Consider the following 23,628-nt stretch of genomic DNA (forward strand, 5'->3'; position numbering starts at 1 on the left):
CGGGGCCTGCACACGACAGAGGGGCGGATGCCGCAGCATCCGCCCCTCGTTGTTCCTGAGTCGCTCAGGCGACGCCGAACAGTGCCTCGATGGGTCCGCGGGCGAAGAACACGACGAAACCGGCGGCGACCACCCAGAGCAGTGGGCTGATCTTCCTGGCCTTTCCGGAGAGCGCCTGCACGAGGACCCAGCTGACGAAGCCCGCGCCGATGCCGTTGGCGATCGAGTAGGTCAACGGCATCACCGTGACCGTCAGGAACACCGGGAGCAGCACGCTGAACTCGGTCAGATCGATGTACTTGATCTGGGCCATCATCATGGCTCCGACGATCACCAGCGCTGCGGCGGCGATCTCGGTCGGCACGATCGACGTGAGCGGTGTGAGGAACATCGCCAGCAGGAACATGCCACCGGTGATCAGGTTCGCGAAGCCGGTGCGCGCACCCTCTCCGATGCCCGCTCCGGACTCGATGAACACGGTGCTCGACGACGACGACGTGCCACCACCGACGATCGCGCCGACACCTTCGACGACCAGCGCCGACTTGATGCGGGGGAAGTCCCCGTTCTCGTTCGCGAGACCGGCTTCCTTGGCGAGACCGGTCATGGTGCCCATGGCATCGAAGAAGTTCGAAAAGACCAGGGTGAAGACGATCATCACGATCGCGACGAGGCTGACCTTGCTGAAGTCGAAGCCGAAGTCGACCGCGCCGACCAGGCTCAGGTCGGGCAGGCCGAACGGCGAGCCGCTGAGCGTGGGGACCGTGAGGCCCCAGCCTCCGGCGTTGCCGTCTGCCGCGGCGCCGAGGTGCCAGATCGCCTCGACGATCACCGCGAGCACCGTGCCCGAGACGAGGCCGATGAGCAGCCCGCCCTTGACCTTGCGGGCGACCAGGATGCCGGTGACGATGAGCGTGACGATGAAGAGGACGGTCGGGACGGTCGCGACGGAGCCGCCGACTCCCAGACCGACCGGCGGGGACGCGCTGCCGGTGGCGGTCACGAAGCCCGAGTTGACGAAGCCGATGAAGGCGATGAACAGGCCGATTCCGACCGTGATCGCGATCTTGAGCTGGAACGGCACAGCGTCGAAGATCATCTTCCGAAGGCCAGTGGCAGCGAGGAGCACGATCACGAGACCGTTGATCATGACGAGCGCCATGGCCTCGGGCCAGGTGACCTGGCCGACGACCGAGAATGCGACGAAGGCGTTGATGCCGAGACCGGCAGCGAAGCCGAAGGGCAGGCGGGTGATGAGGCCGAACAGGATCGTCATCACGCCGGCGGTCAGCGCGGTCGCGGCGCCGACGGCGCTGAAGTCGAGGGTGTCGCCTGCGACATCGGCCGAGCCGGACAGGATGATCGGGTTGAGGATCACGATGTAGGCCATCGTGACGAAGGTCACCAGACCCCCTCGGATCTCGGTGCCGATCGTGGATCCGCGCTTGCTGATCTCGAAGAAGCGGTCCAGGGCGTTCGTGGGTTCGGCGGTTGAGCGGGTGGGGGACGGGGCAGTTGTCATCGGGAAACCTCCGCAGGAGACGATATCGTGTCGCGCGAGTCGCGCGCGCCCCCAGGCGACGACAGGGTTCTCGTCGTAGTCTCGATTCGATATGCAACGCCTCCTCGTCGCGCTCCTCGCCGCCTTCGATGCCGCTATCGCTGCGGCGGTCGGTCTCGTGGTTCTGCTGGCGCCGCTCACCCTGCTGTGGACGCTCTCGTTCGGGGTGACAGCCGACTGGGGAGCCCTCTGGCCGCTCACCGGGTCACTGTGGCAGTTCGGCCACGGCGTGCCGCTGAGCATCGACGTCTCGACCGAGGTGCTGCGCACCACGGGCATCGCGCCCGACGCTGCCGCTTTCACGCTCTCGGTGACTCCGCTCGCGTTCCTCGTCTTCACTCTGCTGTTCGCGGCTCGCTCCGGCGCCCGTGCCGCCCGCGCGGGGGCATGGCTGCTCGGCACGCTCTCCGGTTCCCTCGCGTTCGCGGCGATCGCGACCGGAGTCGCGCTGACCTCGCATCTCGCCGCGGTCGAGACGCCCGTCGCAGAGGGCATCCTGCTTCCGACCGTGGTCTATCTCGTGGGCGCCGCGTGCGGGGCCGTGCGCATCGCCTGGGAAGACGGCGACGGCGGCGTCCTCGACCGCATCCACGACGTCGTCGACTCCTGGGGAGACTGGGGGCCGGTGCCGAGCGCAGCGGTCCGCGGGGCGGCCTTCGCCGTGGTGGGGGTCACCGCTGTCTCGGCCGTGGCGGTGGCTGTTCTCGTCGCGGCGCGGGGCGGGGAGATGGTCGCGTTGTTCCAGGCAGCTCGCGTCGACGCGCTCGGCGCCGGAGTCATCACGCTCGGGCACCTCGCCTATCTGCCGACGATCATCGTCTGGGCGGCCTCCTGGCTCGCCGGCCCCGGATTCGCGGTGGGCGTCGGCACTGCGGTGTCTCCCGCGGGGACCCAGCTCGGAGTGGTCCCGGGCATCCCCGTGCTCGGTCTTCTTCCCGAGAGCACGTCGATCTGGATGCTCATCGTGATCATCCTCCCGATCGGAGCGGGAGCCTTCGCAGGATGGGCCGTCCGCTCGCGACTCGTGTGGGAGGGAACGCCTCTCGGAATGGCTCCTCGTGCAGTGATCGCCGCGGGCATCGGTGTGCTGACCGCCGCGGTCGCCGGGGTCGCCGCCCTGCTCGCAGGAGGATCGATGGGACCGGGGCGGCTCGCCGAAGCCGGACCGGCGGCGCTGCCCTTCGCCCTCGCTCTGGGCGGCGAGGTCCTGCTCGGTGCGGCGATCCTGCTCCTGTCGCCTCGGAACCGGGATGAGCTCGCGGAGGAGCGCACCGACCGGTGGGTCGCCGAGATGACGGCATCCGATTCCGCCTCGAGTGAGCCCGGCGAGGGGATAGTTCGCTGGCCCGATGCAGCGTCGGACTACGACACCGCGCCGCTGGATGGCGCGGCGGGATTCCGGCTGCCCCAGCGCGACCCCGGGGACCCCGTCGGCTGACACGCGGGGTCGGGCCCCGGCGCCGGCCCCGATAGACTGGGCGCGTGCTCACGGTCGCCGTTCTCATCTCGGGCACCGGCTCGAACCTTCGCGCCCTCCTCGAGGCTGCTCGCCACCCCGATTTTCCTGCGCGGGTGGTGGTCGTCGGCGCCGACCGCGAAGCCGATGGCCTCGCCCACGCCGAGGAGTTCGGCATCCCGAGCTTCACGGTTCCCTGGCACGAGCACGAGTCTCGTGAGGCGTGGGGTGAAGAACTCGGCCGACAGCTCGCGGTCTGGAATGCAGACCTCGTCGTGCTCAGTGGCCTGATGCGCCTGCTTCCCGCTGCGCTCGTCGCGGACCTCGCGCCGCGGCTCATCAACACGCATCCCGCCTACCTGCCTGAGTTCCCCGGTGCACACGGAGTGCGCGATGCGCTCGCCGCGGGCGTCTCGGAGACCGGCGCGAGCGTGATCGTCGTCGACGACGGCGTCGACACCGGGCCGATCCTCGCCCAGGAGCGGGTGCCGATCATCGCAGGCGACACCGAGCACAGCCTGCACGAGCGCATCAAGCCCGTCGAACGCCGACTGCTCATCGACGTGGTGCGCCGCATCGCGACCGGCGAGCTCTCGCTGACCTCCGCATCCTGACCCGATCCACGCACGCCCCCCTCGCACGAAGGAGCCCCTCATGGCCGGACCCCGCCACGATCATTCGCTGTACCGCGACCGCGACACCGTCCCGGTGCGCCGGGCGCTCGTCTCGGTGAGCGACAAGACCGATCTGCTCGTGCTCGCGGCGGCGCTCGCCGATGCCGGTGTGCAGATCGTCTCGACCGGCTCGACCGCCTCCACCATCCGCGAGGCCGGATTCGAGGTGACCGATGTCGCCGCCGTCACCGGCGTCGCCGAGATGCTCGACGGGCGCGTGAAGACGCTGCACCCCAAGATCCACGGCGGCCTGCTCGCCGACCTCCGCCTCGAGGATCACGAGCGTCAGCTCGCCGACCTCGACATCGCGCCGTTCGAGCTCGTCGTCGTGAACCTCTACCCCTTCGTCGAGACTGTCGCCTCGGGCGCCGAGGGCGACGACGTCGTCGAGCAGATCGACATCGGCGGGCCTGCCATGGTCCGCGCCGCGGCCAAGAACCACGCGAACGTCGCGATCGTCGTCTCGCCGCAGTCGTACCCCGGCATCATCAGCGCCATCGAGAACGGCGGCACCACGCTGACGCAGCGCCGCGAGCTCGCGGCCCGCGCCTTCGCGCACACCGCCGCGTACGACACGGCTGTCGCCTCCTGGTTCGCCGAGGGCACGCTCGGTGAGGGCGAGGACCTGCCCACCCACCTCACGATCCAGGCCGAGCTTCTCAACACCCTGCGCTACGGCGAGAACTCGCACCAGCGCGGCGCGATCTACACGCGCGTCGGTGGCCACGGCATCGCGCAGGCGACGCAGCTGCAGGGCAAGGAGATGTCGTACAACAACTACGTCGATGCGGATGCCGCGCTGCGCGCCGCGTACGACATGGTGAAGCCGGCCGTCGCGATCATCAAGCACGCGAACCCGTGCGGCATCGCGACCACCGCGCCCAACGCCCTCGACCCGATCGCGAGCGCGCACATCCGTGCGCATGAGTGCGACCCCGTGTCGGCGTACGGCGGTGTGATCGCCGCGAACGGCACCGTGACGCTCAAGATGGCCGAGAACCTCAAGGACATCTTCACCGAGGTCATCGTCGCTCCGTCGTTCGAGCCCGCAGCGCTCGAGGTGTTCAAGGCGAAGAAGAACCTGCGTCTGCTGCAGCTTCCGCAGGACTGGCAGCAGGAGCGCATGGACGTGCGCCTGGTCTCGGGAGGGCTTCTGCTGCAGGACGCCGACCGCTTCCCCGACGACATCGTGTCGGTCGCGAAGAACTGGGAGCTCGTCTCGGGCGAGCGCCCCAGCGACGAGGAGATGGAGAACCTGATCTTCGCGTGGAAGGCGTGCCGCGCCGTGAAGTCGAACGCCATCGTCCTCGCGAAGGACAACGCCACGGTCGGCGTCGGCATGGGCCAGGTCAATCGTGTCGACTCGTGCCGGCTCGCCGTCGAGCGTGCCGGTGACCGGGCAGCGGGCTCGGTCGCCGCATCCGATGCGTTCTTCCCCTTCGCCGATGGCGCGCAGGTGCTCATCGACGCGGGCGTCACGGCGATCGTCCAGCCCGGCGGCTCGGTGCGCGACGAAGAGGTCGTCGACGCCGCACGCAAGGCCGGAGTCACGATGTTCTTCACCGGAGAGCGTCACTTCTTCCACTGAGGAGTCCGGCCCCAGGGTCGCAGTACCTCCGAGACCCCTCGCGTCGACGTCGGCGCGAGGGGTCTCGCGCTGTCTGCAGGGGGTGAGACCGATGTCCACAGTGATGTCCGATTTCCGCCAGTCGGTGTCGGAGGAGCGTGACAGAGTGGAGCCATGAGCTTCCCGGTGACCGACTTCGACGAGCGATATCGCGCGATCAGCGCAAGAGACACGCGCTTCGATGGTCAGTTCGTGACCGCCGTGAGCTCCACCGGCATCTACTGCCGGCCGAGCTGCCCTGCGCGCACACCCAAGCCGCAGAACGTCACCTTCTACCCGACCAGCGCGGCGGCTCACGAGGCGGGCTTCCGGGCGTGCAAACGATGCCTCCCTGAGGCGGCCCCCGGCTCACCCGCGTGGGATCTGCGCAGCGACGTCGCTGCTCGGGCGATGCGTCTCATCGCCTCGGGCGTGGTCGAGCGCGAGGGGGTCTCCGGGCTCGCCGTGCGTCTCGGATACTCGACGCGGCACCTCACGCGGCTGCTCTCGACCGAGCTCGGTGCGGGTCCTCTCGCCCTCGCGCGGGCGCATCGGGCGCACACGGCGCGGATGCTGCTCGTCGGCACGGACATGCAGATCTCCGACGTCGCGTTCTCCGCGGGCTTCGCGAGCATCCGGCAGTGCAACGACACGATCCGCGAGGTGTTCGGCCTGACGCCGGGCGAGCTCAGGGCCCGTCGGAAGATGCCGGCGTCGGCTGCTCCCGGCGCGATCGACCTCGTGCTCCCGTATCGCGGTCCTCTCGATGCGGCCGGCGTCTTCCACTGGATGGCGGCCCGTGCGGTGTCGGGGGTCGAAGAGGCCACGGCCACGTCGTTCTCGCGTCATCTGCGCATGGCGGGCGGGCCCGCGTGGTTCGAGGTGAGGCAGGATGCGACGGAGCGACTGCACCTGCGTGCTCGCGTCGCGCAGCTCGGCGACCTCGCTCCGCTGGTGTCGACCGTGCGACGGATCTTCGATCTCGACGCCGACCCGCTCGCCGTCGACCAGGCGCTGAGCGCGCATCGGGAGCTCGCTCCGCTCGTCGCGCGCACTCCCGGCATCCGTGTGCCCGGTTCGGCGGATCCGCATGAGATGCTGATCCGCGCGATGATCGGTCAGCAGATCACGGTCGTCGCCGCTCGCACTGCCCTGACGGCCCTGACCGAGGCGCTGGGGGAGCGTACGGAGCAGGGGCTTCTGTTCCCCACGATGTCGGCGATCGCCGAGCGAGGGGCCGAGGTGCTGCGCGGGCCGGGGGCTCGTATCAGGGCGATCGTCGGTGCTGCGGCAGCTCTCGCCGACGGCTCGCTCCCGCTCACGGTCGGAGACGACGGCGTCGAGCAGCGAGCCGCCCTGCTCGCGATGCCGGGCATCGGTCCCTGGACGGCCGACTACGTGCGGATGCGCGTACTCGGCGACCCCGACGTGCTTCTCCCCGGCGATGTCGCACTGCGCGCAGGGGCCGCCGCGTCCGGGCTTCCGGGCGATCCGCGGCCGCTCGTCGCGTGGGCGGAGCGCACCGCCCCGTGGCGCAGCTATCTCAGCGCACATCTCTGGCGCGCAGCACCGGCCCGCCCTGTGCGACGGACGCGCGCGTCCCAGACCACCACCCTTGTGAAGGAGACCCCATGAACGCCATCATCCAGACCATCGAGACCCCGGACGGGCCGTTCACCATCCTCGCCGACGAGCATCAGCGAGTGCTTTCCTCGGGGTGGACTGCCGATCAGGCGACGATCGTCGCCCGCCTCTCGGCCCAGGGGCGACCGACTCAGGTGCGCGAGCGCGACACGGATGCGGCAGCCGCGGCGCTCGCGTTCTACGCCGGAGACCTCTCGGCGATCGACGCGGTCGCGGTGAAGCAGACGGGCACGACGCTGCAGCTGGCCGGATGGTCGGCGCTGCGTGAGATCGAGCCGGGGGAGCCGCTGACCTACACCTCGTTCGCGGCGCGGCTCGGCAACCCTCGGGCGGTGCGGGCCGCTGCCTCGATCTGCGCGCGCAACGCTCCGGCGCTGTTCGTCCCGTGCCATCGCGTGCTGCGCTCCGACGGCACGCTCGGCGGGTTCGCGTGGGGCCTCGACGTCAAGGCGAGTCTGTTGGAGAGGGAAGCCGCGCGGGGGTGAGTCGCAGAATCGTCGGCCGGCGCTGAAGCGCTATCGCCCGTCACCGAGACGGGCATCCCGGCATGCGATGTCGCCAGAGGAAGACGACGTCGAGGAATCGGGAATCTCTCTTGCGCTCAGCTTGTTCACAGGAATAGGCTGGTGGGCTGTCGCACCGACCGGGACGACATCGCCGAGCCTGAGGAGGACACCATGACATCGATCGCCGCTGTGCAGATCGCCGCTCTCGGCTCGACCCCGGTGCGCCCGCTCCGCTAGAGCCACTTTTCCGACGCGCACGACCTCACCGGATGCCGGACTCCGAGAGTCCGTTGCTGCGTCCGCCCCCTTCAGCAACCGCTTCCCCATACGAAACTCGTCTGAGAGACATGTCTTCCTCGCCTTCATCGCAGAACGCTTCCTCCTCCTCGTCCCTCTCCACGCCGGCAGCCCTGTGGCGCCTGAAGCCCTTCGTGAAGCCCGTCATCTGGCGGCTCGCCGGAGGTGCCGCCAGCGCCCTCGTGGCCGCGATCATCGCGCTGATGATTCCGATCGTGCTCGAGCAGATCATGCGCGGACCGGTGCAGACCGGCGCGCTCGACGCCATCGCCTGGGGTGCGCTCGCGGTCTTCGGTCTCGCCCTCGGTGAGGCGCTGATGGTGTGGCTGCGCCGCCAGTTCGTGCTCAACCCGGCGACGCAGGTCGAGTACAAGATGCGCACCGAGCTCTACTCGCGACTCCAGACGCTGCCGGTCTCGTTCCACGACCGCTGGCAGTCGGGGCAGCTGCTGAGCCGCATGATGCAGGACATCGGCCTGATCCGCCGGTGGCTGGCGTTCGGTCTCGTGCTGCTCGTGGTCAACGTGCTGACGATCATCATCGGCTCGGTGCTGCTGTTCCGCTGGCACTGGCTGCTGGGGGTCATCTTCATCGTCACCGCCATTCCGCTGTGGATCCGCGGCTACCTCTTCGAGAAGCGCTACGGTGCGCTCACGCGCCGCAGCCAGGACCAGGCCGGCGACCTCGCGACCAGCGTCGAGGAGAGCGTGCACGGCATCCGCGTGCTCAAGGCCTTCGGTCGCGGCAAGCACGCCCTCGGTCGCTTCAGTCGTCAGGCCGAGACGCTTCGCGAGACCGAGATGAGCAAGGCCGGCGCGATCGCGTCGATCTGGTTCTGGCTCGACCTCATGCCGCAGATCGCCTTCGGCCTCAGCCTGATGTCGGGCATCTGGCTCATCTCGCAGGGCGAGATCGATCAGGCGCAGCTGTTCGCGTTCTTCGCCATGGCCGTGGTGCTCCGCTGGCCCATCGAGTCGATCGGCTTCCTGTTCTCGTTCATGCTCGATGCGCGCACGGCGACCGACCGCGTGTTCGACATCTACTCCGAGACGAATTCCATCACCGACCCCGAGAACCCGGTGCACATCGCGGAACCCCGCGGCGAGCTGGCTTTCGAGGCGGCGCACTTCCGCTACCAGGACGCAGGAGAGCACGAACGCGACCTGCTCGACGGCATCGATCTCGTGCTGCGGCCGGGCGAGACCATGGCGCTCGTCGGACTGACCGGCAGCGGCAAGACCACGCTGACCACGCTGCCGACGCGCCTCTATGACGTCACCGGCGGGCGGGTCACGCTCGACGGCGTCGACGTGCGGGATCTGCCGCTCGCCGAGCTGCGCCAGCACATCGCGATGGCCTTCGAAGACGCCACGCTGTTCTCGGCGACCGTTCGTGAGAACGTGCTGCTGGGGCGCGCCGACCTCGACGTGCACAGCGAGGAGGGCGAGCGTGTGCTGCGCGAGGCTCTCGAGGTCGCCCAGGCGGCCTTCGTGGACTCGTTGCCCGAGGGCGTCGAGACCGTCATCGGCGAGGAGGGGCTGAGCCTCTCCGGTGGGCAGCGTCAGCGTCTGGCACTCGCCAGGGCCGTCGCCGCGAACCCGAAGGTGCTCGTGCTCGACGACCCGCTGTCGGCGCTCGACGTCGACACCGAGGCTCTCGTCGAAGAGGCGCTGCGGCACGTGCTGGCCGACACCACAGCGATGATCGTGGCGCACCGCCCCTCGACCGTGGCCCTCGCCGACCGCGTGGCACTGCTCGAGGCCGGCCGCGTCACCGCCGTCGGAACCCACAGCGAACTGCTGAGGACGAGCCGTCACTACCGGCACGTCATCTCGAGCCTCGAGGCCGAGGAGGCGGCGCGTACGGGCGCCATCCCGATCATCCGCGACGAGCAGGCTGAGATCGACGCCACAGTTCAGGCCGGGATCCGCGAGCATGCCGCCGACCAAGACATCATCACCGAGAAGGAGGTGCAGCGATGAGCACCGCGATCACCGGAACCCAGGACGAAGACCGCTCCAGCTACACCAAGGAGGAGAGCCGGGCCATCCGGCGTCGCTCGCTCCGACTGCTGGGCTCGCTCGTGCGTCCCCTCAAGGCGCAGATCGCGCTCGCGGCGATCGTGCTCGTGATCTCGACGGCGCTCCAGGTCGCCGGTCCGATCCTGATCAGCATCGGACTCGACCGGGCCCTGCCCGCCGTGCTCGAGCGCGCGGACTGGATGCCGACCTTCATGATCGGCGGGATCTACCTCCTCGCCGGGGCGGTCGCGGCGGCGATGATCGCCTGGTACGTCATCATCGCGGCCAAGCTCACGCAGGCGGTGCTGCTGGACCTCCGCAAGCGGATCTTCCTGCACACTCAGCGCCTCAGCCTGGAGTTCCACGAGTCGTACACGTCCGGTCGCATCATCTCGCGCCAGACGAGCGATCTCGACTCGATCAAGGAGCTTCTCGACGGCGGACTGAACGAGCTCGTCTCCGGCGTGCTGTTCGGCCTGTTCACGTTCATCGCGCTGTGCGTGTGGGACTGGCAGTCCGGGCTCATCCTCGCGATCGGCGGCGTGCCGCTGTTCTTCCTGATGCGCTGGTTCTACTCGCGCTCTCAGCTCGTCTACCGCGAGTCGCGCGTGATCAGCGCGAAGGTGATCGTGCAGTTCGTCGAGACGATGACGGGCATCCGAGCGGTGAAGGCGTTCCGCAAGGAACCCCGCAACGATGTGGCGTTCCAGAAGATCGCGGGCGACTATCGGGACGTCAACCGACGCTCGATGCTGCTGTTCGGCACGTTCGAGCCCGGTCTGATGGGCGTCGCGGCTCTGGTGCTCGGCATCGTCGTGCTCTGGGGTGGCATCCGAGTGTCCGAGGGGGCACTCACCGTCGGTGTGCTGCTGTCGGCTGTGCTGTACGTGCGCAACTTCTTCGCTCCGATGCAGGAGATCGCGATGTTCCTCAACTCCTACCAGTCCGCCACGGCGGCGCTGGAGAAGGTGTCCGGCGTGCTCGAGGAGGTGCCGACCGTTCCGGATCCCGAGAAGCCGGTCGACCTCTGGGAGTCGCGAGGACACATCGAGTTCGATGAGGTGACGTTCGGCTACAACGGTGAGAAGACGATCCTGCCGAACTTCTCGCTCGACATCCCCGCTGGGCAGACCATCGCTCTGGTGGGCACCACCGGAGCGGGGAAGTCCACGCTCGCGAAGCTGATCTCCCGGTTCTACGACCCGTCGATCGGAAAGGTGACGCTCGACGGAGTCGACCTGCGCAACCTGCACCCGAAGGATCTCCGCCGGGCCATCGTCATGGTGACGCAGGAGGCTTATCTCTTCAGCGGAACGGTCGCCGACAACATCGCTCTCGGAAAGCCCGACGCCTCGCTCGACGAGATCCGCGCGGCTGCCCGCGCGGTCGGGGCGGACGAGTTCATCTCGTCGCTGCCCGACGGGTACCGCACCGACGTCAACAAGCGCGGTGGTCGTGTGTCGGCAGGTCAGCGTCAGCTGATCTCGTTCGCCCGAGCGTTCCTCGCCGACCCTGCGGTGCTGATCCTCGACGAGGCCACCGCGTCGCTCGACATCCCCTCGGAGCGTCTGATTCAGGACGCGCTGCAGACGCTGCTGAAGGACCGCACGGCGATCATCATCGCGCACCGTCTCTCGACGGTCGCGATCGCCGACAGGGTGCTGGTGATGGAGCACGGGAAGATCATCGAGGATGACACGCCCGAGGCGCTCATCAGCGGCACGGGCAAGTTCGCGCAGCTGCACGCCGCCTGGCAGGAGACCCTGGTGTGAACGAGCCCGATTCCTGAACACCGGGGCCACGACCGATCATCGGTCGTGGCCTCGGTCGTACGCCGGGGAGACGGCGGAGCGGTGAGGCGTCGGCCTGGGTAGCATCGAAGTATGGATCCGTTGCTTCTCGCCGTCGAGTTGTGGTGGATCGCGCCCGTCGCGGCCGGCGGAGTCGCGGCCGGGGCGGTCGGGTTGCGTCGTCGCAGCACGAAGAGCGGCCGCCGGCTCGAGTACGACGCGGCCCGGCACGATCTCAAGGCCGCGCAGCAGACGGCGGTCGAACGACGGATGGCCGTGAAGTTGGCCAGGGCCGACGTCGCGCGCATCTCGGCCGAGCGCAGCGCGCGCCGTGCGACTCCCGAGCAGGTGGCCGGTGCCAAGCGGATGCTGCGCGCCAAGGAGAATGATGCCAAGGCCGCCGCCGCAGACGTGCGCGCCAAGCAGGTTCGGCTCAACGCCGCGCGCGCGGCGATCCCCGCAGCATCCGCCCCTCGTCCCCTGGAGCGTCTCCAGGCGCAGCATGAGGCGATCGTCGTGCGCTGGATGAACTATGAGACCGATGCCGGCCTGCAGATCGCGTACCCGGCGATGACGGACGTCAAGCAGCCCGCGACAGCGGCGTATCTCCGGGCGGCAGCGCATGCGGTCGAGATGCGCCGCGCCGCCACCGGACGGGTCAGCGCTGAGGACTTCGCCGCCTACCGCGACGCCGTCGCCGAACTCGAGCGCGCCTTCGAGGCTGCAGAGCATTCGGCGAGGGTTCAGGCGGGCGAGGCACCCCAGTCGTCGTCGGCCTGGCAGTACGCCGCGCAGGACATGATCAGCCGCTCCGCCGACGCGATCGATCGTGCAGCGGGCGCCGCTGCATCGGCACTCGCGGCCTGGAACGAGCGCAAGCGGCCAGGCAAGCAGTGACCGCCGCCTCCGAGGAGGAAAGGCGGCGGTCGGTGATGCTCATCCGAAGGGTCAGGCCCCGATCGTGCGTGAGGCGATGAGCTCGCGATACCAGCGCCCCGAGTCCTTGACGGTGCGTTCGAGCGAGTCGAAGTCCACGCGCACGATGCCGAACCTCTTGGCGTAGCCGTACCCCCACTCGAAGTTGTCGAGCAGCGACCACACGAAGTAGCCCCGCAGGTCGACACCCCGCTCGATCGCACGGTGAGCGGCGGTGAAGTGACGTCGCAGGTAGTCCGTGCGATCGGGATCCGGCACTGAGCCGTCGCCAGCGACCTCATCGTCGAACGCGGCGCCGTTCTCGGTGACCATCAGCGGCTGGGCAGGGAACTGCTCCGACAGTGAGACGAGCAGCTCTTCGAGTCCCTCCGGCGCGATGTTCCACCCCATCGCCGTGTAGGGCCCCGGCTGCTCGACGAACTCGACCAGCTGATCGCTGCCCGGCCACGCGGTGCCTCCGGCCGTGCCCTTGTGCCCGTCGTTCTGCTGCTTCTCTGAGACGCCGTCCCAGAGTCGCACCGTCGCGGTGGAGTAGTAGTTCACTCCGAGCACATCGATCGGCTGGTTGACGGTGGCGAGATCGCCGTCGTGCACGAATGACCAGTCCGTGACCGAGGCCGTGTCCTCGAGGAGATCCGCGGGGTACTCGCCGCGCAGCATCGGATGCGTGAACGCGCGGTTCGCCAGAGCGTCGATCCGGCGCCTCGCCTCGTCTGCGCCGTCGCCCACGCCGCGCAGCACATGGAAGTTCAGTGTCACCGAGTAGTCGGGGTCGCCGGTCGACGTGGCGCGGAGCGCCTGGATCGCGCGCCCGTGTGCGAGGTTCAGGTGGTGCACGGCCGCCAGGGCGGAGGCCGGCTCGTGGCGGCCCGGCGCGTGACCACCCTGCCCGTATCCCAGATAGGCCGAGCACCAGGGCTCGTTGAGCGTCGTCCAGGTGTGCACCCGGTCGCCGAGCGCCGCCCCCATGATCGACGCGTATCGCTCGAAGGCGTCGGTCGTCGACCGAGAGGTCCACCCGCCTGCGTCTTCGAGGTACTGGGGGAGGTCCCAGTGATAGAGGGTCGCCACCGGCTTGATGCCCCGCTCAAGCAGTCCGTCGACAAGACGAGAGTAGAAATCGATCCCCGCCTGGTTCACGGCGCCGTCCGCCGCGGGAACGATCCGCGGCCAGGCGATCGAGAATCGGTACGCCTGCAGTCCGAGATCCGACATCAGATCGAGGTCCTCATCGACGCGGTGGTAGTGATCGCAGGCCACATCGCCGGTGTCGCCGTTCCACACCTTCCCCGGCATCTTGCTGAACGTGTCCCAGATCGACGGCGTGCGCCCGTCTTCGGCGGCCGCCCCCTCGATCTGGTAGGAGGCGGTAGCCGATCCGAACGTGAAGCCCTCGGGCAGCACGAGTCCGGATCCGCGGTAGTCATCGGCAGGAGAGAGAGTCACCGGGTCACCTCAGTCAGGTCGGTTTCGTAGATCTTCTCACGGCCGTCCGGGCTCGTGACGGTCACGGACGCCGAGCCCGATCCGCCAGGGAACACCCGCAGTCGCAGGCCGTCGTGATAGTCGTAGTCGGGTCTGTCGGTGCGGGCACCCCAGGGGAGTGCCGTGCCTGATCGCACGTACAGCGGAAGCGAGTCGAAGGAGTGGGTCTCTCGGCGCCAGCCCCCGCCCGAGACGGTCTCGCCGCTGAGCAGCGAGGTCCACTCGCCCTCCGGCAGATAGAACTCGACCGATCCGTCCTCGGAGAAGACGGGCGCCACGAGCAGGTCGGTGCCGAGCATGTACTGCCGGTCGAGGTAGCCGACGGCCGGGTCATCGGGGAACTCCAGCTGCATCGGCCGCATCACGGGCAGGCCCGTCCTCGATGCGATGATTCCCTGCTGATACAGGTAGGGCATCAGCTGCATCTTGAGGTGCGTGAATCGCCTCGTCACGTCGACGGCCTCCTCGTCGAATGCCCACGGCACCCGGTAGGAGCTCGATCCATGGAAGCGCGAGTGCGAGCCGAGCAGACCGAAGGCCGTCCAGCGTTTGAACACACCGGCATCCGGAGTGCCCTCGAATCCGCCGATGTCGTGGCTCCAGAAGGCGAAGCCGCTCAGTGCGAGCGAGAGCCCGCCGCGCAGGGTCTCGGCCATCGACGCGTAGGTCGACGTCGAGTCGCCGCCCCAGTGCACCGGCATGCTCTGCCCGCCGGCGGTCGCCGAGCGCGCGAACAGCACGGCGTCGTCTGCGCCTCGCGCTTCGACGAGCACATCGTGCACGGCTCGGTTGTAGAGATCGGTGTACAGGTTGTGCATGCGCTCGGGGTCGGAGCCGTCGGCCCAGACCACCTCGGTGGGGATGCGTTCGCCGAAGTCGGTCTTGAAGCAGTCCACGCCCTGTGCGATGAGCTCGCGGAGCTTCGCCTGGTACCAGGCGGTCGCATCCGGATTGGTGAAGTCGACGAGCCCCATTCCCGCCTGCCAGAGATCCCATTGCCAGACCGACCCGTCGGGGCGCATTACGAGGTAGCCCTGATCAGCCGCCTCACGGAAGAGGGGGGAGCGCTGCGCGATGTACGGGTTGATCCAGACGCAGACGCGCAGGTCCTTGTCGTGCAGTCGCGACAGCATGCCCTCGGGGTCGGGGAACACCCGGGAATCCCAGACGAAGTCGGTCCAGTTGAACTCGCGCATCCAGAAGCAGTCGAAGTGGAACACGGACACCGGCAGCTCACGCGCCGCCATCTCGTCGATGAACGAGTTGACGGTCTTCTCGTCGTAGTCGGTCGTGAAGCTCGTCGACAGCCAGAGCCCGTACGACCAGGCCGGCACCACGGGCGGTCGTCCGGTGAGAGCGGTGTAGCGTCCCAGGACATCCTTCGGCGTCGGACCAGCGATGACGAAGTACTCGAGCACCTCGCCGGAGACGGAGAACTGCACGCGCTCGACCGACTCCGATCCGATCTCGTACGACACGTGGCCCGGGTCGTTCACGAGCACGCCGTAGCCGCGATTCGAGAGATGGAACGGGATGCTCTTGTAGGCCTGCTCGCTGGAGGTGCCGCCGTCGGCGTTCCAGATGTCGACCGACTGGCCGTTCTTCACCAGCGGACCGAAGCGCTCGCCGAGACCGTAGATCAGCTCGCCGACTCCGAGGTCGAGCTGCTCGTGCACGAAGACGGATCCGTTCGGGGTCGAGCCGCCCTGTCGTGCATTGTCGACGATGCCGGCGTCGACCTGCGCGTCCGGGGCGAGTCGCACGTATCCCTGGGCCTTGTGCGCGCTTCCGGTCACGCGTCTCCCGTCGACCTCGAATGCGAGGTCCCAGGGCGCGCCCTTCGTGATCCGTGCGACGAGCGAACCGGCATCGAGAGCGCCACCCCCCTCGGTGAGGGACACGGATGCCGCTCCGGATCCTGCCCCGGGAAGACCGAAGCCGCCGTGCCAGCGGCCTCCTTCGTGGTGCGCGATGCGGACGCGCACCACCCCCTCGGCGGGCGATGAGAGCGTGGTCGTCAGCACCGGCCGGTTCAGGGTGTCGCCGCGCTTGGCGATCACCATGGTGGGTGCTGTGATGACGATGCCGCGTCCGTCGGGGGTGTCGTCGGTCTCGGCGATGTCGTAGGCCTCCTGCGCGTACAGCGCGGTGACCCCAGGACGCAGTTGCCAGAACCCGTCGGTGAACTTCATTACTTGACTGCTCCTGCCGTGATGCCGCGTGTGAGGGTGCGCTGGAAGATGAGGAAGAAGATGAGCGTGGGGATGATGCCGAGGAGGGCGGAGGCGCTCGTGGTCGTGACGTCCATGAGCCGGTCGCCCTGCAGCACGCTGATCGCCACGGGGACCGTCTGATTCGCATTCGATGCGAGGAAGGTCAGCGGGATCAGGAACTCGTTCCACGTCCAGATGAAGAAGAAGATGAGCAGCACCGACAGGGTCGGGCGGCTGATCGGGAAGACGATCCGCCAGAGGATCTGCCAGCGACTCGCACCGTCGATGGATGCCGCCTCGAGGATCTCCTTGGGGAACGTGCCGTAGACCGACGACAGCAGGTATGTGCCGAAAGCCGCCTGGATGACCGTGAAGACGATGATCACCGACCACACGTTGTCGTACAGGCCGACGGACTTGAACATGTAGTACAGCGGGTAGAGCAGCGCCTCCTGGGGCAGCAGGTTGGCGAGCAGGAACAGCAGCACGATCCAGCTGCGCCCGCGGACGCGGCCGATGCCGATCGCGAAGGCGTTGAGCATCGAGATCACGACGGCGAGCACCGAGACGATGCCGGCGATGAAGATCGAGTTCCACACCTTCTCGGGGAAGTTCACCCGCTCCCAGAACTTGATGATCCCGCCGAAGTCCAGCGTCTCAGGGAAGGCGAGCGGACCCGATGTGGCGTAGTCGACAGGGGACTTGAACGAGTTGACCAGCACGAGGTAGAACGGCGCGATGATGAGCAGCGCGCCGATTACGACGAGCGCGAGCATGAGCCAGTCGACGGGGCGCTTCCTGGTCATCCCGCCGCGAGGGCGTGTCTGGGATGGCTTGCCGGTGACGATGGCGGTGGTGGCGTGCATCAGAGACCCGCCCTTTCCTTGCGCTCGAGCGAGTTCTGCACGCGGATGAAGATGATCGACACGATCACTACGACGATGGTCAGCACGGTGGCGATGGTCGCGCCGTAGCCGACGTTCCGCTTGGTGAAGAACTCCTGATAGGCGTAGTACGCGGGCACCAGGGTGGCACCGGCGGGGCCGCCGCGCGTGATGATGTAGACGGGGCCGAAGACTTTGAGGGCGGCGATCGTGCAGGTGAGCGTGACGACGAAGATCTCCGGGCGGATGATGCTCATCGTGATCGCGGTGAATCGCTGGAACCAGTTCGCGCCGTCGAGTTCGGCGGCTTCGTACAGCTCGGGATCGACGCGCTGCAGCGCCGCCATGAAGACGACGACGGGGTAGCCGAGCTGCACCCACACCATGACGACCATCAGCACGATGAGGGCTGACGGCATCTGGCCGAGCCAGTCGTAGGCGGGAACGCCGAACCAACCGAGGATCTGGTTGAGCGCGCCGTCGCCACCCGGCCTGACGATCCAGCCGATCACGATGCCGGCGACGGCGATGGGGAGGATCTGCGGGAGGTAGTAGGTCGCGCGCAGGAAGCTGCCGACCTTGCCGCCGAACTTGCGTCCGACCACGTCGAAGAGCAGGGCTGCGACGATCAGGCCGACGATCGTCGGCACCACGACCATGGCGATGATCATCCACACGGAGTTCGTGAACGAGGTCCAGAAGTCGCTGTCGGTGAGGATCTTCTGCCAGTTCTCGAGACCGATGAACTCGGGGGCGCGCACTCCCTTCCACTTGGTGAAGGTCAGGTAGACGTTCCAGATCAGCGGGACGATGACGACGACGAGCAGAAGCACGAAGCCGGGGAGCAGGTACAACCAGTAGGCCCCGGTCCCGCCGCGACGCTGCGGGATCGACGGCTCTTCGGGCGGCAGCTTCGTGCGGCCCTCGCGTCGGGTGACGAGTGACATGTTCATCTCCAGGAGGATGCGGGGGCGACGCCGTGCGGTCGTCGCCCCCGCGGGCGGATCAACGGAATTCGGACGTGCCCTCGTCGTACTGCTCGCCGAGGTTCGTGTTGGTGGTCTCCGCATCCTGCGTGCCCGTGATCAGACCCTGGAGCTCCTGCACGATCACGTCGTAGAAGCCGGGGGCGGGCCAGTCCGGGTAGAACGAGAGCCCGTCGGCGTCGAGCACGCCGTTGAAGGTCTCGATGAGCGCCGCGCTCTTCTCGTCGGTGATGTCGGCGGTGTCGGCGGCGACCGGAAGGCCCCCGTTGTTGCCGATGATCGCCTGGATCTCGGGGCGCATCGTGATGTCGATGAACTCGTAGGCGAGCTCCTTGTTCGCGGCGTTCTCGGGGACGACCCAGAGGTTGCCGGACGAGCCGAGCGACAGGTCGGCGCCGGGGAAGGCGGTCATCGTCCAGTCGAAGCCGGTCGCCTCTGACACGAAGCGACCGAACCACCAGGAACCCGACACGAAGATCGGCGAGGTGCCGTTGATGAACGAGACGCCGGCGTCTTCAGCCTTGACCGAGGAGACGTCCGAGGCGATGTAGCCCTTGTCGACGTAGTCCTTGAGCGTCTCGGACGCTGCAGTGACCTCCGGGCCCTGCCAGTCGACCTCGCCGTCGTACAGCTGGTAGGAGTCGACGAAGCCGCGATCGCCTTCGAGCAGCGCGAGCTGGTACCAGAGCTGTCCGAGGGGGTACTCGGCGCCGGCCTCGGCGAGCGGGGTGACGCCCTGCGCGACGAACGCGTCGAGGACGTCGACGAACTCCTCGTAGGTGGTGGGGATCTCGAGACCCGCCGCGGCGAAGGCATCCTGGTTGTAGTAGACGCCGACGAACTCGCCGTAGTTCGGGACGCCGAACCAGGTGTCGCCGCCCATGACGCCGTCTTCGGAGTATTTCGCGGTGGTCTGCAGCGAGGGAGCGAGCTTCTCATCCCACCCGTACTCCTCGACGGCGTCGGAGATGTCCGAGATCAGTCCGGTGGATGCCAGGAATCCCGCCGTCGCGTTGCCCTTGTTGAATTCCATGAGGTCGGGTGCCGCGTCGGTGTCGAGCACCTGACTGGCCGTCTTCTGAATCTGCTCGAAGGACTTCTCCTCGAACTCCACGGTCGCTCCGGTCTCTTCTTCGAAGATCGCGATCGCCTCGGCCCAGGCCTTTCCCATGGCGCTGTCCGCACCCTCGTAATGCCAGAGCTTGAGGGTGTCTCCGTCGCCGCCCTCGTCTGCCGAACCGGCAGTGCAGCCGCTCAGTGCGATGCCTGTCGCGGTGAGCGCGGCGAGAGCCGCCAGCGTCTTCGTCCTGCGTGTGGTGCGTGCCATCGTCGGCACTCCTTTCTCGGTGGCCCTGGGGCCGGACACTTCAGTGGGTCGGGTGTTCAGTTGTGATGAGGCTGTCGTCGAAGCGTTTCGACAACAGCGATGCGGCTGCGTTCTCCGCGGGCGGTCACTCCCGGGCGGGGGCGACCGAGCCGGCGACGTGGTACTCGGGGGGGATGAGATGGATCTGGGCCGGCGTGCCCGGCTCTTCCAGGTGCCGCACGGCGAGATCGACGGCGAGCTCGCACGACTTCTGCGGCACGAGCGGGATCGTGTCGACCGGAACCGCGAGCGACGACGTGTCGAACGATGCGGCGGCCGAGATCACCGACACGTCCTCGCCGACCGTCAAGCCGTGGGCTGCGATCGTCTCGAGGAGGATCTCGTGCACATCGCCGACGGCGTGCACGATGAACGCACGGACGCCGCGGCTCAATGCCAGCTCGGCGGCGGCGCGCACAGCGGACGCGTCGGTCGTCGTGTCTCCGGTCGTCGCCCAGTCGAGGTCGACTCCCCGCTGGACCGCTCGGTCCTGCACACCGAGGAGCAGTCGTCGGGGGAAGTTCGACTTGCGGTACGAGACCTCGGTCTGTCCCAGCAGGGTGACGGAGGTGTGCCCTGCATCGGCCAGTCGGTCGACGGCGAGATGCCCTGTGCCTTCGAAGTCGAGGTCGACGCAGGTCAGACCGTCCGCGTCGTCCGGGATGCCTATGAAGACGGTCGGGGAACGCAGGGATCGGGCGATCTCCGCTCTCTCGTCGTCCGGCGCCACGTCGAGCACGAGGATGGCGTCGACGAGGTTGCTCGCGGCGACGCGGTTCATCCCCTCGGATGCCTGCTCGTCGGTCAGCAGCAGGATGTCGTAGCCACGGCGGCGGGCGGCGACTGCTGCAGCAAGCACGAAGGCCATGTGCGTGGGGGCGTGGGTGTCGGCACGGAGAGGCTCGGTGAGTCCGAAGATCTGTGTGCGGCGGCCAGCCAGCATCCGTGCTCCGGCATCGGGCTCGTAGCCGAGCGTCTGGACCGCGTCCTCGATGCGCCGACGCGTCTTCTCCGAGACCGGGCGCTTGCCGCTGAGCGCATAGGAGACCGTGCTGATCGACACTCCGGCAGCCTCGGCCACCTCGTGAATCGTCGTCATCAGGACTCCATCGTCGCTATCGGTTCATCGTCGAAGCGTTTCGCTTGCGCTTCCGAAAGCGATGATAGGCAGAGTTCGATGCCGCGCGCAACACTTTTGTGGTCAGCCGCAACAAATTCGTGCTCGAGGCTGCGGGAGCGGTCCCATCACGTCACCGGACAGGGCGACGGGGCCTCGATGGGGGAGGGGATTCGAGACCCCGCCGCCGGTCTACGGAGTGACGCGGATCTGGGCGATGACCTCTGAGTACTCGGTCTCGCCGACCGGGGTGAACCCGACACGCAGGAAGAACGCCTCCGGGCCGTCTTCTCCGGCCTCGTAGATGACGTTGACGTGGTCGAAGCCGCGGTTGCGGGCCTCCTCGAGCAGGCTCTCGACCGCGAAGCGGCCGACGCCCTTGCCCTGGCCTTCAGCGTCGACGTTGATGCGCCACAGCACCGAACGGAAATGCTCCTCCGGAGCCTCGGCGTCGAAGTTGGCGCTGACGAACCCGACGACCTGGTCGTCTTCGAGGACGACCCGCTGCCAGGAGGTCTGCGGGTTGATGACCGTCGCCGCGATGCCGTAGGACACCGGAGCGAGGAACTGCTCCTGTCCGGGCTTCAGCGACAGGTTGTTCACGGCGACGATCGTCGCAGCTGAGAGTTCGACCATGCGCAGTTCGGACATAGTCACAGGCTAGCCCCTCGCGGGGGTGCCCGCGCAGAAACCTCGACTTTCGTCAGGGGTGCGCACGCGCAGAATGCCGGAAGTCGATGTCGGCGCCTCCTCGCGGCGAACGTGCGCCGGGAGCGCCTCAGGTATCTTGGTATCGAGACAAATATGCCCTCGCGAACGGAGAACCTCCTGGTGACCGACGACGCCATCATCTACACCTACACGGACGAGGCACCGGCTCTCGCCACAGCCTCCTTCCTGCCGATCATCAAGGCCTTCACGGGGCAGGCGGGCATCGAGGTCGAGACCCGCGACATCTCGCTCGGCGGACGCATCCTCGCCGCATTCCCGCAGAAGCTCGCGCCCGAACAGCAGGTGGGCGACTCGCTCGCCGAGCTCGGCGGACTCGCGACGCTCCCCGAGGCGAACATCATCAAGCTCCCGAACATCTCGGCCTCGATCCCGCAGCTCAAGGGCGCGATCGCCGAGCTGCAGTCGCAGGGATACGACATCCCCGACTTCCCGGACGAGCCGACCTCCCTCGAGGAGAAGGACGTCCGCGCTCGCTACGACCGCATCAAGGGCTCTGCGGTCAACCCCGTGCTGCGCGAGGGCAACAGCGACCGCCGAGCGCCTCTGGCAGTCAAGAACTACGCCAAGAAGCACCCGCACCGCAACAAGCCGTTCGCGGAGGGCTCGAAGACCCGCGTCGCGACGCTCGGTCACGACGACTTCAAGCACAACGAACGCTCCTGGGTCGCCGCACACGACGACGTCCTGAGCTTCCGCCACACCGCCGCTGACGGCACCGTGACGATTCTGAAGGAGGGGCTGAAGGTCCTTCCGCGCGAGATCATCGACGCCACGTTCCTCTCGGCCGCACACCTCGACGCCTTCCTCGCCGAGACGATGGAGACGGCGAAGAACGACGACATCCTCTACTCGGTGCACCTCAAGGCCACGATGATGAAGGTCAGCGACCCGATCATCTTCGGCCATGTCGTGAGGGTGTTCTTCAAGGACGTGTTCGCTCAGTATGGTGACAAGCTCGCTGAGGCGGGCCTCAACCCGAACGACGGTCTCGGGTCGATCCTCTCGGGTCTCGGCGGCATCGCCGGCGGCGAGGAGATCGCCGCAGCCTTCGACCGCGCCCTCGCCGAGGGCCCGCGCGTCTCGTACGTGAACTCCGACAAGGGCATCACGAACCTGCATGTGCCCAGCGACGTGATCGTCGACGCCTCCATGCCCGCGCTCGTCCGCAATGGCGGCAAGCTGTGGGGCGAGGACGGCGGCGAGGCCGACACCCTCGCGGTGATCCCGGACTCCTCGTACGCGAGCGTCTACCAGGCCGTCATCGACGATGTGATCGCGAACGGCCCGCTTGACCCCGCCACGATCGGCACCGTGCCGAACGTGGGGCTCATGGCCCAGGCGGCCGAGGAATACGGCAGCCACGACAAGACCTTCGAGATCGCCGCTCCCGGCACCGTCCAGGTCCTCGACAGCGAGGGCACCGTGCTGATCGAGCACGAGGTCGGCGCCGGCGACATCTGGCGCGCGACGCAGACCAAGCACATTCCGGTCATGGACTGGGTCAAGCTCGCCGTCACGCGCGCTCGCGCCTCGGGAGCGCCCGCGGTGTTCTGGCTGGACGCCAACCGCTCGCACGACGCGCAGATCATCGCCAAGGTGCACCAGGGTCTCGCGACGCTCGACACCAAGGGGCTCACGATCACGATCCTCGCCCCCGAAGAGGCCACCCGCTACACGCTCGCGCGCATGCGTCACGGCCTCGACACCATCTCGGTGACGGGCAATGTGCTGCGTGACTACCTCACCGACCTGTTCCCGATCCTCGAGGTCGGCACCAGCGCCAAGATGCTGTCGATCGTCCCGCTGCTCGCAGGCGGCGGACTGTTCGAGACCGGTGCCGGTGGCTCTGCACCCAAGCACGTGCAGCAGCTCGTCGAGGAGAACTACCTGCGCTGGGATTCCCTGGGCGAGTTCTTCGCGCTGGCCGCATCGCTCGAGCACTTCGCAGACCGCACGGGCAACGAGAAGGCCCGCGTCCTCGCGGAGACGCTGGACGCTGCGACGGGAACCTTCCTCGAAGAGGACCGCTCTCCTGGTCGCGCTCTCGGCACGATCGACAACCGCGGAAGCCACTTCTACCTGGGGCTCTACTGGGCGCAGGAGCTCGCGGCGCAGACGAAGGACCCCGAGCTCGCGGCGTCGTTCGCGCCGATCGCCGCCACGCTCGCGGAGAACGAGGAGAAGATCGTCTCCGAGCTCAACGCCGTGCAGGGCAAGCCCGTCGAGATCGGCGGCTACTACCGCCCCGACGACGCACTGGTCGAGGCCGTCATGCGCCCGTCCACGACGCTGAACGGCATCGTCGACGCACTGAGCTGACATGGACAGACGAAGGAGGGGCCGGATGCATGTGC

At 67.8% G+C, this 23,628-nt stretch carries 17 protein-coding genes; 9 read left to right on the top strand and 8 right to left on the bottom strand.

Annotated features, from left to right (window positions below; all coding sequences use genetic code 11):
- Nucleotides 1-64: 64 nt before the first annotated feature.
- Entirely contained in the window at nucleotides 65-1,522 is a 1,458-nt protein-coding gene (locus ASF87_RS10875) for an NCS2 family permease (RefSeq protein ID WP_056375846.1), read from the bottom strand.
- 91 nt (nucleotides 1,523-1,613) lie between these two features.
- Between ASF87_RS10875 and ASF87_RS10880 the strand changes: the two genes are divergently transcribed.
- The 8 genes from ASF87_RS10880 (at nucleotide 1,614) to ASF87_RS10915 (ending at nucleotide 12,452) form a co-directional block, all read left to right on the top strand.
- Nucleotides 1,614-2,999 carry a cell division protein PerM gene (locus ASF87_RS10880; RefSeq protein ID WP_056375847.1) on the top strand — a complete coding sequence of 462 codons (1,386 nt, stop codon included), beginning with the start codon at nucleotides 1,614-1,616 and terminating at the stop codon, nucleotides 2,997-2,999.
- Between the two features lie 44 nt (nucleotides 3,000-3,043).
- Nucleotides 3,044-3,631, top strand: coding sequence for a phosphoribosylglycinamide formyltransferase (gene purN / locus ASF87_RS10885; RefSeq protein WP_056375848.1), 588 nt, complete (start codon nucleotides 3,044-3,046; stop codon nucleotides 3,629-3,631).
- 40 nt (nucleotides 3,632-3,671) lie between these two features.
- Entirely contained in the window at nucleotides 3,672-5,279 is a 1,608-nt protein-coding gene (gene purH, locus ASF87_RS10890; RefSeq protein WP_042539287.1) for a bifunctional phosphoribosylaminoimidazolecarboxamide formyltransferase/IMP cyclohydrolase, read from the top strand.
- A 153-nt stretch (nucleotides 5,280-5,432) separates the two neighbouring features.
- Complete coding sequence (locus ASF87_RS10895; RefSeq protein ID WP_056375849.1) at nucleotides 5,433-6,932, top strand: DNA-3-methyladenine glycosylase 2 family protein; 1,500 nt, start codon at nucleotides 5,433-5,435, stop codon at nucleotides 6,930-6,932.
- A complete protein-coding gene (locus ASF87_RS10900) occupies nucleotides 6,929-7,426 on the top strand; it encodes a methylated-DNA--[protein]-cysteine S-methyltransferase (protein WP_056375850.1) in 498 nt (165 codons plus the stop codon). Before ASF87_RS10895 ends, ASF87_RS10900 begins: the two co-directional genes overlap by 4 nt.
- A gap of 368 nt (nucleotides 7,427-7,794) precedes the next feature.
- Nucleotides 7,795-9,726, top strand: coding sequence for an ABC transporter ATP-binding protein (locus tag ASF87_RS10905; RefSeq protein WP_056375851.1), 1,932 nt, complete (start codon nucleotides 7,795-7,797; stop codon nucleotides 9,724-9,726).
- Nucleotides 9,723-11,537 carry an ABC transporter ATP-binding protein gene (locus tag ASF87_RS10910; protein WP_056375852.1) on the top strand — a complete coding sequence of 605 codons (1,815 nt, stop codon included), beginning with the start codon at nucleotides 9,723-9,725 and terminating at the stop codon, nucleotides 11,535-11,537. The genes ASF87_RS10905 and ASF87_RS10910 overlap by 4 nt, the downstream gene beginning before the upstream one ends.
- 111 nt (nucleotides 11,538-11,648) lie before the next feature.
- Complete coding sequence (locus ASF87_RS10915) at nucleotides 11,649-12,452, top strand: hypothetical protein (protein ID WP_056375853.1); 804 nt, start codon at nucleotides 11,649-11,651, stop codon at nucleotides 12,450-12,452.
- A gap of 51 nt (nucleotides 12,453-12,503) precedes the next feature.
- Here ASF87_RS10915 and ASF87_RS10920 read toward each other — a convergent pair whose 3' ends face one another.
- The 7 genes from ASF87_RS10920 to ASF87_RS10950 all read right to left on the bottom strand — a co-directional run bounded on the left by ASF87_RS10920 (nucleotide 12,504) and on the right by ASF87_RS10950 (nucleotide 21,193).
- Entirely contained in the window at nucleotides 12,504-13,937 is a 1,434-nt protein-coding gene (locus tag ASF87_RS10920; protein WP_056375854.1) for a GH1 family beta-glucosidase, read from the bottom strand.
- Nucleotides 13,934-16,168, bottom strand: a complete 2,235-nt coding sequence (yicI, locus tag ASF87_RS10925) for an alpha-xylosidase (protein ID WP_056375855.1) — start codon at nucleotides 16,166-16,168, stop codon at nucleotides 13,934-13,936. Before yicI ends, ASF87_RS10920 begins: the two co-directional genes overlap by 4 nt.
- Nucleotides 16,168-17,055, bottom strand: a complete 888-nt coding sequence (locus tag ASF87_RS10930) for a carbohydrate ABC transporter permease (protein WP_082508837.1) — start codon at nucleotides 17,053-17,055, stop codon at nucleotides 16,168-16,170. Before ASF87_RS10930 ends, yicI begins: the two co-directional genes overlap by 1 nt.
- Nucleotides 17,055-18,020, bottom strand: a complete 966-nt coding sequence (locus ASF87_RS10935) for a carbohydrate ABC transporter permease (RefSeq protein ID WP_157550101.1) — start codon at nucleotides 18,018-18,020, stop codon at nucleotides 17,055-17,057. The genes ASF87_RS10930 and ASF87_RS10935 overlap by 1 nt, the downstream gene beginning before the upstream one ends.
- 58 nt (nucleotides 18,021-18,078) lie before the next feature.
- Nucleotides 18,079-19,386 (bottom strand): ABC transporter substrate-binding protein, encoded by a 1,308-nt coding sequence (locus ASF87_RS10940; RefSeq protein WP_056375857.1) that lies wholly within the window; start codon nucleotides 19,384-19,386, stop codon nucleotides 18,079-18,081.
- Nucleotides 19,387-19,510: 124 nt separating this feature from the next.
- Complete coding sequence (locus ASF87_RS10945; protein ID WP_056375858.1) at nucleotides 19,511-20,524, bottom strand: LacI family DNA-binding transcriptional regulator; 1,014 nt, start codon at nucleotides 20,522-20,524, stop codon at nucleotides 19,511-19,513.
- Nucleotides 20,525-20,734: 210 nt separating this feature from the next.
- On the bottom strand, nucleotides 20,735-21,193 hold the full coding sequence (locus ASF87_RS10950) for a GNAT family N-acetyltransferase (RefSeq protein WP_056375859.1): 459 nt from the start codon (nucleotides 21,191-21,193) through the stop codon (nucleotides 20,735-20,737).
- 180 nt (nucleotides 21,194-21,373) lie between these two features.
- On the opposite strand from ASF87_RS10950, the gene ASF87_RS10955 reads away from it, so the two are divergent.
- Nucleotides 21,374-23,593, top strand: a complete 2,220-nt coding sequence (locus ASF87_RS10955; RefSeq protein ID WP_042539464.1) for an NADP-dependent isocitrate dehydrogenase — start codon at nucleotides 21,374-21,376, stop codon at nucleotides 23,591-23,593.
- The last annotated feature ends 35 nt before the right edge of the window (nucleotides 23,594-23,628 follow it).

It is taken from the genome of Microbacterium sp. Leaf161, from assembly GCF_001423645.1.
Taxonomy (GTDB): Bacteria; Actinomycetota; Actinomycetes; order Actinomycetales; family Microbacteriaceae; genus Microbacterium; species Microbacterium forte.